The following is a 10,619-nucleotide window of genomic DNA, read 5'->3' on the forward strand; positions in this document are numbered from 1 at the left end:
CTGCGATCGGCTACTGGCTCGCGCCAATTTTCCTCTAGGCGCGCTCAGTCGTCCTCGTCGCGCTCGCCAAAGCCGTCGGCGATCATCTCGGCGACGGCATCGACAGCCGCTTCGGCGTCCGGCCCGCGCGCGCAGACATCAACCTCGCTGCCCTGATGGGCCGCCAGCATAAGCAGGTCCATGATCGAGATGGCATTCGCCACATCGCCATTGCGCAGGACGAAGACCGGGGCCGGCAAGGTCGACGCCAGCCTTGCCAGTTTGGCAGAGGCGCGGGCATGCAGGCCCTTGCGGTTGACGATGCGGACCCGCCGTTCAACTTTTGTCGCATTGTCGGTCAAGCTGTGCGGTCCATCACTTCCGAGGCGATGCGGATATATTTCTGGCCGGCATCGCGCCCGACCTGGACAGCCTCTGCGAGAGTGACATGCTCGCGCACCTCGATCAGCTTGATCAGCATTGGCAGATTGACCCCGGCGATCACATCGATCTTGGCGTCGGGCATGACGGAGATGGCGAGATTGGAGGGCGTGCCGCCGAACATGTCGGTGACGATAATGACGCCCTTGCCGCTATTGCAGGCGGCGACGGTTTCGCGGATCTGGTCGCGGCGTGCATCGATATCGTCTTCCGCCTCGATGGAAATCGAGCGAAAATAGTCCTGTTCGCCAACTACATGTTCGGTCGCCCTGACAAGTTCTCGTGCCAGCTTGCCATGACTGACCACAACGATACCGATCATAATTCTCTGCCGTACCAGCCCTTATTCTTCAGGATGCTGACAGACGGTGGGTAGAGGTCAAGACTAAATTGCTGACGGAGCTTATGTTGCTGGCAGTTCCACGATGAAGCGCGCGCCGCCCTGTGCGCGGTTCTCTGCGGTTACCTGGCCCATATGCGTGTTGACGATCTGCTGGACAATGGACAGGCCGAGGCCGGAATTCTTGCCGAAGGCAGAGCCTTTTGGTCGGTCTGTATAGAAGCGGTCGAAGATCTTCTCGAACTTGTCTTCGGGAATGCCGGGCCCCTGATCCTCGACGATGATGCGCGCCGTGGTCTGCGGCCCGATGCGGCTCTGCTCGGTGCGGACCGACACCGTGCCATTCTTTGGCGAGAAGGAGATCGCATTGTCGATCAGATTGCGGATGACCTGGCCGAGCGGGCCCTCGCGGCCGCGCACCCGAAGGCCGGCGCCCATCGTCTGGTCGTCGAAGGCGACCGAGGGCATGTCATCGTCGAGCCCGATATGCTCATAGGTGGTCACGATGTCTGACACGAAGCGGGTGATATCGAGCGCCTCGGTCGGGATGCGGGTGATCTCCGCCTCGAGGCGCGAAGCGTTCGAGATGTCGGTGATCAGCCTGTCGAGCCGGCCGACATCCTGCGCGATGACCTTGTGCAGCTTCTGCATGGCTTCGGGATTGTCCTGCACGCGTTCGGCGGTCTCGACGGCAGAGCGGATCGAGGTCAGCGGGTTCTTCAGCTCATGGGCAACATCGGCAGCGAAGCGCTCATTCGAGGTGATGCGTTCGAACAGGGCCTCGGTCATCGATTCAAGCGAGTTGGCCAGCGCCCCGATCTCGTCGCGGCGCTTGGTGAGGTTGGGGATGTGGAGGTGCTGGGCAGAGCCTGACCGGATCTCGTCGGCCGACTGCGACAATCGCCTGAGCGGGCGGGCGATCCCGAGCGTCAGCAGGGCTGATGTGATGAGGGCGACCAACACAGCAACGGCAATGAACGGGATGAGCGCCGCGCGTTCAGCCCTGATGATGTCGTCGATGTCGTTGGACTCAAGCGTCAGCACACCGACCACGGCCGAGACGTGCTGCACGGGCACTGAGACGGAGATGATCCGCTGGCCGCGATCATTGAAGCGCTGGCTGGCCGCCTCGCCGCCAGCCAGAGCGACCGCAAACTCCTCCTCGAAGGTCTGGGTGCGCACGGCGTCGCCGCCGCGATTGGGCACCAGCGCGCCGAAGGTCGAGACGGCCCATTCTGACAGCGACCGGCCCCAGCGCGACAGCTGGCTCGGCTCCTGAAGCGGCGGCAGGGCAGACACGATCACCCGGTCTGACAGGAAGTAGCTGTCGCCGATCATTTCCGCGGCCGGCCCATAGACCTTGCCGCGCACAGACACAGGCAGGGAGAGGTCGGCCAGCGTGGCGCGCGCCAGTTCCTCGTCCATCACGGGCTGCGGCTGGCCGAAGGTCGCGCCCTCGGCCAGCAGATTGGAGAAGACCTGCGCCTGTCCGATCAGGTCCTGTTTCTTGGCGACGACGAAGCTTGCCCGCATCTCATTGAGCACCATGGCGCCAATGATAAGGATGGCGAGGCCCGCCAGGTTGGACGCAAAGATGAGGCGCGCAATGCGCGAGCCGAAGAGCTGCTTGCCGCCCTCTCTCAGCCCCTTTGTGTCCTCACCCTTGCGCGCCATGCTATAACCTGCCGTCTGGAGGCTGAAGCCTCAGGCGTCAGCGGCTACTTTCATGGACACGATGGAATCGGGATCACGCACAGGCTCGCCGCGCTTGAGCTGGTCGATATTGTCCATGCCTTCGGTGACCTTGCCCCAGACGGTGTATTGCTTGTCGAGGAAGCTTGCATCGTCAAAGCAGATAAAGAATTGCGAATTGGCCGAGTTCGGATTGTTCGTCCGCGCCATGGAGCAGGTGCCGCGCACATGAGGCTCTGCGTTGAATTCCTGCTTCAGGTCCGGCTTGTCGGAGCCGCCTGTGCCTGTGCCATTCGGGCAGCCGACCTGCGCCATGAAGCCGTCAATCACCCGGTGGAAAACGATACCGTCATAAAAGCCGTCACGCGCCAGCGCCTTGATGCGGGCGACATGGTTGGGCGCAAGATCCGGGCGAAGCTCGATCTTCACCGGGCCTTTTGTCGTTTCCATCAGAATTGTATTTTCGGCATCAGCCATAAGCGTCTCCTTTGAGTGTCTGTTTCCGGCATACGCCGCGAGGCGGGGGCACGCAAACCCTTCATGTCAGGTGCTTGCTGTCTCCTGCGTCTGGCATTAGCGGTGGTGGCACGCCTGACGCGCAAGAGGAGAATCCCAATGAGCCTGTCACTTTATGATGCCATCATCCCAGCCTACAGCCAGATTTTGGGGTCTACGAAATCGGTGCTCGAAAAAGGGGCTCAGCATTGCAAGTCCAAGGGCAAGTCTCCCGATGAGCTTCTGGACGAGTGCATCCATTCCGACATGCTGCCGCTGACCTTTCAGCTGCATTCGGTGATGCACCACACGCTCGGCGCGCTGGAAGGCGTCCGCACCGGCGAGTTCGGCCCGCCCGGGCAGCTTGAAAAGCTCGATTATGCCGGCTTTCAGGAGAAGATCGAAAACACGATCAATACGGTCGGCGCGATGAAGGCAGAACAGGTCGATAGCTGGGCCGGAAAGCCGGTTGTCTTCAAACTTGGCGAAACGCAGATCCCGTTCACCGCAGAAGGGTTCCTGTTCTCCTTTTCCAAGCCGAACGTCTATTTCCACGCGACCACGGCCTACAACATCCTGCGCATGAAAGGCGTCCCGCTCGGCAAGCGGGACTTTCTTGGCCAGTTGCAGGTGAAGACAGGCTAGGCCCTAGCTCTCATTGTAGCGGTAGCCGACGCCGTAGAGCGTTTCGATCGCATCGAATTCATCGTCGACTTCGCGGAACTTCTTGCGCAGGCGCTTGATGTGGCTGTCGATTGTGCGATCGTCGACATAGATCTGGTCGTCATAGGCCGCATCCATCAGCTGGTCGCGCGACTTAACATAGCCGGGCCGCTGGGCGAGCGATTGCAGGATCAGGAATTCGGTGACGGTAAGACGCACCGGGTCGCCATCCCACGAGCAGGCGTGACGGTTCGGGTCAAGCGTCAGCCGGCCGCGAACGATCGGCTTGGCATCGCCTTCCTCGCTGCCAGGCTCACCGCCGCGCGAACGGCGCAGGACGGCCTTGACGCGTTCGGACAGGAGCCGGTTGGAGCAGGGTTTGCGCACAAAATCATCAGCGCCGATATTGAAGCCGATTACCTCGTCGATCTCCTCATCCTTGGAGGTCAGGAAGATCACTGGCAGCTCGGAGGTCTGTCGCAGGCGGCGGAGCAGCTCCATGCCATCCATCTTCGGCATCTTCACATCGAGGATGGCAAGATCGGGCGGGGCTTCTGTCAGGCCGGAAAGTGCGGCGAGGCCGTCATGATAGGTTTTGACATCATAGCCCTCGGCCTCGAAGAACATTTTGAGCGAGGCGACAATGTTCTCGTCGTCATCCACCAGGGCGATCGTTGCCATGCTTCTCTCCTTCAAACCGGTGCCAGATGCGCCAGACTGCCAGTATGCCTTGCTTTCAACCATGCTTCTCTCCTCTCAGAAACCCCTTGGGTCAAGATACTCAAAGGCCGCGCTGTGGCAGAGCTTGGTTGGTTCAGCGGTGATTTGAGGGCGGTTTGATGTCCCGGCCTGCCACAATTGCAGGCGCAGGCTGATGACAGACCTGCTGGTTCCGGGCTTGCAGAGGAGGCAGGACGGCTCTGATCAACGGCGCCGGATGTGCAGTAAAATCGGGGCGGTTGCGAGAAAAATCACCGATGATCGCGATTCCCCTCTAAGGCGAGCACGGTTTTTGCATAACCCCTTTCAGCATAATTGAGAGGGCTCCAAAATGGCGTCAGAACGGGTAAACTGGGTAGATTACGGCAAGGGCATTTGTATCATTCTGGTCGTAATGATGCATTCCACGCTGAATTATGGCGAGATGGTCCATGCGACCGGGTGGATGCATGATGTCGTCGCCTTTGCAAAACCGTTCCGCATGCCGGACTTTTTCCTGATTGCCGGCCTGTTCCTGTCGCGTTCGATCAATGGCCCGCTTCGGGACTATGTCGATCGCAAAGTGATACATTTCGCCTATTTCTACGGGCTCTGGCTGTTCCTTCAGACCGCCATCTTCGAGGCAGACCTGCTGATGGCTGACCCGGGCGCGGTCATGATGATCTTCCTCAAACAGCTCATCTTCCCAGCGAGTAGCCTGTGGTTCATTCACCAGCTTCTGGTCTTCTATGTGATCACGCGCCTTTTGCGGAATGTCCCGGTTCTTGGCGTCTTCTGCGGCGCTGCGATCCTGCACATTGCCTTCCATGCCGGCGCGATCGAAACCGGCTGGTCGGTGACCAACCGCTTTGCCAACTGGTATGCCTACTTCTTTGCAGGCTATGCGTTTGCTCCGGCCGTGTTCGCCTTCGCCAACAAGGTTCGCGGCCGCGTATCGATCGCCCTGATGGGCCTCGCAGCCTGGGCCGTCAGCAATGGCGTCCTGGTCGCGGCGGGCGTGAGCCAGCTGCCGGGTGTGAGCCTGATCATGGGCTTTGCCGGCGCGTTTGCGATCGTCGCTGCGGCCGCGCTTCTCTCGAAGGTCAGCGCCGGGGATGCGCTGCGCTATGCAGGCAAGCATTCCATCGTCATCTATCTGACTTTCTTTGTGCCGATGAAAGTCGCGCAGAAAGTCCTCGCTGAGACCGGGATCGTGCCGGATGTCGGGACAGCCAGCCTGATGGTGCTTGTCTTTGCTGTCGCCACGCCGCTCATCTTCCACAGGCTGATCAAACCAACGCCGCTCATCTTCCTCTATGAGCGCCCGGACCTTTTCCGCCTCGACGCAAGCAAGAGGAAAAAGCCGGCCCGCGCTGCGATTGCGGAGCCGAACCTGTCCTAGGGATATTGAGGCCGGGCCGGCCTGCTCTTGCCCGCCTCACCAAGTCGCGCTTATTCTCCCAGCCGGTGTTGGCTGGCACCGGGTGGGAGATTTTTTATGCGGATAATGCTTGTTACATGGCTTGCGGGCCTGCTCGCCTTGCCAGCCCTTGCAGAGCCGCGCCTCGCGCTCATCATCGGTAACTCACAATATGAAACGCCAGGCTGGACCCTGGAAAATCCGGTGCGCGATGCCCGCCTGATGAAGGCGGCTCTCGAAGGTCTCGACTTCGAGGTCCAGACGGTGATGAACGCCAATGAAGACGAGATGGAAGAGGCGTTCTCTGCGTTTGGCGCCGCGCTGAAAGAGGCAGGCCCGGATGCGACAGGCTTCTTCTTCTTTGCCGGGCACGGCGTCCAGTCCGAGGGGCTGAACTATCTCATCCCCACCGATCTCGTTGCCTATAACGAAGCCGATATCTGGGCCAATGCCCCGCGGCTTGAGCTGCTCTTCCGCTACCTCGAAAATGCCGGCAATGCCGCCAACTTCATCGTGCTCGATGCCTGCCGCAACAATCCGCTGCCGGCCGCGGTGCGCTCCACGGCAGGGGGGCTCGCCGCGACGGGCCGGGTGCGCGGCACGCTGATCGCCTATTCAACGGCGCCCGGCGCTGTCGCCGAGGATGGCGCGAGCGGCAATAGCGAGTTCACCCTCGCCTTGTCCGAACTGATCGCCCAGCCAGGTGTGTCGGCGGAGACACTGTTCCGGCGCGTCGCGACCCGCGTCGAGCAACGCACCGGCTTTCGCCAGCAGCCCTGGATCGAGAGCGGCCTGCGCGGAACCGAAGACTACTGCTTTGCCGGATGTGAAGCCGATGATGGGGCGAGGGCTGAGGCGGCAGCGTTGACTGCGTCTCTCTCTTCGGAGAGCCCGAACGTGCTCAAGAGCTTCCTCTCCGCCTTCCCGAACTCGCGCAATCGCAGCCTGGTGGAGGCGCGCCTCAGCCAGCTCGACGCGCCTGAGCCGACCGAGATGGAGGCCCTTTCAGACCCGGAAGAGACTGGAACCTCTCTCATTTCTCCAGAAGAGCTGTCGCGTGGCTACAGCCGGGACGGCGATCTCGTAGAGGGCGTCACCGTTTCAAGCGAGGCCGAATCCGCACCGCTCACCGAAGGCGAAGTGAAGGCCGCTCTGGGCGTCGATACGTTGATTACAGACATGACGCGGCCTTGGCGAAAGGACGTCATGCAAACGGCTGCGCGTGCGGCATTCATGACGAGGACGCCCGAAACGGCAGCGGAATATGAGCGGCTGGACGACAGTCTGTTTGTGTTTTTCAAGCACGATCTCGCGGTGATGACGGACGAAAGCGCAGGGAACCTCGACGAGTTTGCCCGGTGGGTGGCGATCCCGCATGCGGGTGAAGATGGGATGAAAGGCCGGCTCCGGGTCGTGTCGGGGTGCGCACCAGATGAGACCAAAGCGATTGTATGCCGTGGACGCGCGGTGACTGTCGAAGAGGCTCTGATCGGTAAGGGCGTTCCGCGTGAAGCCTTTGAGTCCTATCAGAACTACGGAAAGCACCGGCAGCTTGAGGACCCCGGCTTCGGCATTGATGAGGCCCAGCTCAACCGTTACGCCATGGTGCAATTGCTCGACTGAGCCGCCGGGCCGCCGGAATACAGCACACGCTCATACAAGTGCGGCCGTTTCCCTGCCGTCACACTTTGCTTCACCGGTGAAGCAAATTAAGTCTCCTTCTTTGAGCGGCCAGGCAGCGCACCCTTCATGCAGACTTCACCAGACGAAAGCAAAGAGAGCGCGCCCGCCAAAGAACGCCGCCTCTCCGGCACAGAGGTCCTGCTGCTGACGCTCGCCTGCGCCGTCGTGACCGCCAACGCATACTATATTCACCCGATCATTTCCGAAGTCGCTGACGGGTTTGGTGTCGACAAGGGGCTGATCGGCATCGTGCCGGGTGCCAACCAGATCGCGCTCGCGCTCGGCGTGTTCCTGCTGCTCCCGCTTGGCGACCGCGTGTCCAACCGCAAGCTGGTTACCTTCACGGTGGCTGGCCAGTTCCTGTCGATTGCCGGCATGGCCTTCGCCACCGATTTCCGTGTGTTCACGCTCGCCTCGACAATCCTCGGCTTCTTCACCATCGCGCCCTACCTCCTGCCGACCTATGCGTCCAAACGCGTCGATCCGGCCCGGCTTGGCGCTGTGACGGCAATGCTGACAACCGGCGTCATTGGCGGGATTCTCGTCGCGCGGGCCGGCGCCGGTATCGTTGCCGAGACGTTTGGCTGGCGGACCGTCTACTATATCGCGGCCGCCTTCATGCTGGTCGTCTCGATCCTGCTGCCCTTTATCATGGATGAGCGCGAAGCAGCGGCCGACACGCAGCCCAAGCAGAGCTATCCGCGCCTGCTTCTGTCCCTGTTCGGACTGGTAAAACAGCACCCCGAGATCCTGCTTTCAGGCGCTATTCAGGGGCTCGGCTTTGGCGTCTTCCTGTCTGTCTGGATGGGGATCGGCCTGCATCTGCCGGATATGGGCTATGGCGTCGACATTGTCGGCTATCTCGCTGCCTTCTCCATCCTCAACCTGTTCACCACGCCCTGGCTCGGCCGGGTGGCGGACAATATCGGCCCCTACAAGGCGCGGCTCATCTTCGCGTCGATCAATTTCACCGGCGTCTGCCTGCTCTGGCCGATGGGATACAGTCTCTGGCTGCTGATCGTGCCGCTGATGATCATGACGCTGGTCGGCCCGGCGGTCGATATCGCCAACCGGATGACATTCCTCAATCTCGACCCATCCATCCGCACCCGGCTGATGACGATCTATATTGTCATGATGTTCATCGGCGGCGGCATATCCTCTTCTGCAGGCACGGCGGTCTACGACGCTTTTGGCTGGGCCGGGAATGGCCTCTTGGCAATCATCATGTCGGCCATCCTCGTCAGCCTGTGCGTTGTAGCTTGGCTCTGGAAGGGACGTGGACGCGAAGCCGTCTAGTTCCGCACGCTTTCGAGGTAGGCAGCCCAGGCCGGGTGCATGCCGACGCCCACAGCCACAATCAAGCCGACGATCAGGAAAGCCGCGCTGATTGAGGTCGAAACGTACACGGTCTTGTGTTTGCGCCAGTCATAGGCAACGGGAACAAGCATTAAGACAAGCCAGAGCGGAAAAACGAACAGGGCGGAAAGGCCGAATGCCGCGAACAGGCCGATCAGGGCCGGAGGCAGGACAGCGATGCTGGCGTAGATCATGAAGCGCTTGTGGGCGCGCGGCAAACGCCGTCCGATGAAGCCGAGCAGGTACAGGATCGCAAACGAGATGACGGTCTGGGCGCTGGCGAGCACCGCATAAGGGTCTTCATGGATCAGGAAGTGGCGACCGGCGGCGTAGGCTCCGGTGTACACGAGCCCGCCGGCCACTGCGAGACTGAGGACACCAAATCGCTGGTGCCGGATCATGCTGTGGCCCCGGATGAGAGACGCCTGAAACGTAACGAGCACGAACCAGGTCAGCATGAAGACGGCGTGCGCGGTGACGATCAGGGGCGGCGGGGATGCATCCGTATAATCAAGGGCCGCCCTCCCACCGAGACCGACGAGGACAATCACCAGCAGGAACAGGCTGAAATACTGAAAGAAAGGCTCACCGGCTTTGGGGCGTCGTTTTGCCATGTCTCCTCGTCCCTCCCACAGGATCAGGCTGCGAGTTGGGGGCGGTTCGCGCGGTTTGGCAAGATTGGCGGGTCGCTGGCGGGCGCCTGGCGGGCCTCTGACGGCCTTGCGGCGTGGCCAATCAGCGGTTTTTCGACTTTCTGAACGCATCTGTTAATGAAGCCATTCCCGAGGAGAGAAACCATGTCCTTCAAAGCCGATTCAACCAAGATCAAACGCTGGCGCGAGGAACGTCACTGGTCGCAGGAGCATCTGGCAGAGCTTGCCGGCGTTGGTGTGCGCACCGTGCAGCGCCTGGAGACCGGAGAGCCGGCCTCGCAGGAAACGCTGAAGGCGCTGGCTGCGGCGTTCAATGTCGATGTCATGGCGCTGGCGGTCGATCAGAACGCCGAAGCGGTCCGTATGATCGTCAAGAAGAATGCCAAGGCCCGCGCCGCGATGCGTCTCGGCTTCTTCATCCATCTTGGCAGCTGGGTGATGGGCATGATCATCTTTGCGGGGATCAGTATCAGCGTTGGCGGGCCGGGCTATGCCATGCTCCAGCCAACCATCTGGTGGACAGTCGGGCTGTCCGGTCATGCGCTTGCCACGGTCATCGTGGAACTCGCGACCCGCTATCAGGAACAATACGACGTGCCGGCCTGACCCGGCGCGGGGTGTGTTTGGCATGGTTCAGCTCTGCGGCTAAGCTCAGCGCGGATGTGAGGAGGACGCAATGAACATCGAGAAGAAGACGCTGCCTGAGCAGCACTATATTTATGTCGACCGCGAAAGCCCCATGGGGCCTGAGATTGCCGAGGCGATGGGGTCTGGCTTTGGCGAGGTGTTCGGCTTTGTCGCGCAGGCGGGGATCACGCCGCTCAGCATGCCGATGACGCTCTACACGGCGATGCCGTCTGGTTCGACCATGACGTTTCGCGCCGGCGTGATCGTTTCAGCCGAGGATGCGGCCAAGGCGTCGGGCAATGTGAAGGCGGCCACCATCCCGGCGGGCGAGGCGGTGACGGCCACACATGTCGGCCCGTACACCAATATGAATGTCACCCACCAGTCCCTCTGGGCCCATTGCGACGAGAAGGGCTACACCAAGGCGATGCCGGTCTGGGAAGTCTATGTGGATGATCCGGGCGAGGTGCCGGAAGCGGAGCTGCGGACGGAGATTTATCGGGCTGTCAGCTAATTTCCCCATGGCGGCAATAGCCACCACAGCACGCGACCCAAGAGATATTTGGCT

At 61.1% G+C, this 10,619-nt stretch carries 12 protein-coding genes; 6 read left to right on the plus strand and 6 right to left on the minus strand.

The features are described 5' to 3' along the window. Positions 1–44 precede the first annotated feature (44 nt). From WA989_RS14985 to WA989_RS15000, 4 genes are all read right to left on the minus strand, one after another. Positions 45–341, minus strand: a complete 297-nt coding sequence (locus WA989_RS14985; protein WP_424341285.1) for an HPr family phosphocarrier protein — start codon at positions 339–341, stop codon at positions 45–47. Further along, positions 338–742 (minus strand): PTS sugar transporter subunit IIA, encoded by a 405-nt coding sequence (locus WA989_RS14990; protein WP_424341286.1) that lies wholly within the window; start codon positions 740–742, stop codon positions 338–340. Before WA989_RS14990 ends, WA989_RS14985 begins: the two co-directional genes overlap by 4 nt. 81 nt (positions 743–823) lie before the next feature. Then, positions 824–2,434, minus strand: coding sequence for a stimulus-sensing domain-containing protein (locus WA989_RS14995; RefSeq protein ID WP_424341287.1), 1,611 nt, complete (start codon positions 2,432–2,434; stop codon positions 824–826). Between the two features lie 30 nt (positions 2,435–2,464). Continuing rightward, entirely contained in the window at positions 2,465–2,929 is a 465-nt protein-coding gene (locus WA989_RS15000) for a peptidylprolyl isomerase (RefSeq protein ID WP_424341288.1), read from the minus strand. 138 nt (positions 2,930–3,067) lie between these two features. Between WA989_RS15000 and WA989_RS15005 the strand changes: the two genes are divergently transcribed. Continuing rightward, positions 3,068–3,592, plus strand: a complete 525-nt coding sequence (locus WA989_RS15005; protein WP_424341289.1) for a DUF1993 domain-containing protein — start codon at positions 3,068–3,070, stop codon at positions 3,590–3,592. A gap of 3 nt (positions 3,593–3,595) precedes the next feature. Here the strand turns inward: WA989_RS15005 and WA989_RS15010 are convergent, their stop codons facing one another. Then, complete coding sequence (locus WA989_RS15010) at positions 3,596–4,291, minus strand: response regulator transcription factor (protein WP_424341290.1); 696 nt, start codon at positions 4,289–4,291, stop codon at positions 3,596–3,598. A gap of 370 nt (positions 4,292–4,661) precedes the next feature. Between WA989_RS15010 and WA989_RS15015 the strand changes: the two genes are divergently transcribed. From WA989_RS15015 to WA989_RS15025, 3 genes are all read left to right on the plus strand, one after another. After that, positions 4,662–5,711 (plus strand): acyltransferase family protein, encoded by a 1,050-nt coding sequence (locus tag WA989_RS15015; protein ID WP_424341291.1) that lies wholly within the window; start codon positions 4,662–4,664, stop codon positions 5,709–5,711. A 96-nt stretch (positions 5,712–5,807) separates the two neighbouring features. Then, the gene (locus WA989_RS15020; protein ID WP_424341292.1) at positions 5,808–7,352 is read left to right on the plus strand and encodes a caspase family protein; all 1,545 of its coding nucleotides are present in this window, start codon (positions 5,808–5,810) and stop codon (positions 7,350–7,352) included. 126 nt (positions 7,353–7,478) lie between these two features. Further along, the gene (locus WA989_RS15025) at positions 7,479–8,711 is read left to right on the plus strand and encodes an MFS transporter (protein ID WP_424341293.1); all 1,233 of its coding nucleotides are present in this window, start codon (positions 7,479–7,481) and stop codon (positions 8,709–8,711) included. On the opposite strand, the gene WA989_RS15030 is transcribed toward WA989_RS15025, so the two are convergent. Further along, positions 8,708–9,385 (minus strand): hypothetical protein, encoded by a 678-nt coding sequence (locus WA989_RS15030; protein ID WP_424341294.1) that lies wholly within the window; start codon positions 9,383–9,385, stop codon positions 8,708–8,710. The two genes, WA989_RS15025 and WA989_RS15030, sit on opposite strands and share 4 nt — an antisense overlap. Before the next feature lie 183 nt (positions 9,386–9,568). Between WA989_RS15030 and WA989_RS15035 the strand changes: the two genes are divergently transcribed. Both WA989_RS15035 and WA989_RS15040 read left to right on the plus strand, forming a co-directional pair. Further along, positions 9,569–10,030, plus strand: a complete 462-nt coding sequence (locus WA989_RS15035) for a helix-turn-helix domain-containing protein (RefSeq protein ID WP_424341295.1) — start codon at positions 9,569–9,571, stop codon at positions 10,028–10,030. 70 nt (positions 10,031–10,100) lie between these two features. Continuing rightward, a complete protein-coding gene (locus WA989_RS15040) occupies positions 10,101–10,565 on the plus strand; it encodes a GyrI-like domain-containing protein (protein ID WP_424341296.1) in 465 nt (154 codons plus the stop codon). The last annotated feature ends 54 nt before the right edge of the window (positions 10,566–10,619 follow it).

Source organism: Henriciella sp., from assembly GCF_049649345.1.
Classification (GTDB): domain Bacteria; phylum Pseudomonadota; class Alphaproteobacteria; order Caulobacterales; family Hyphomonadaceae; genus Henriciella.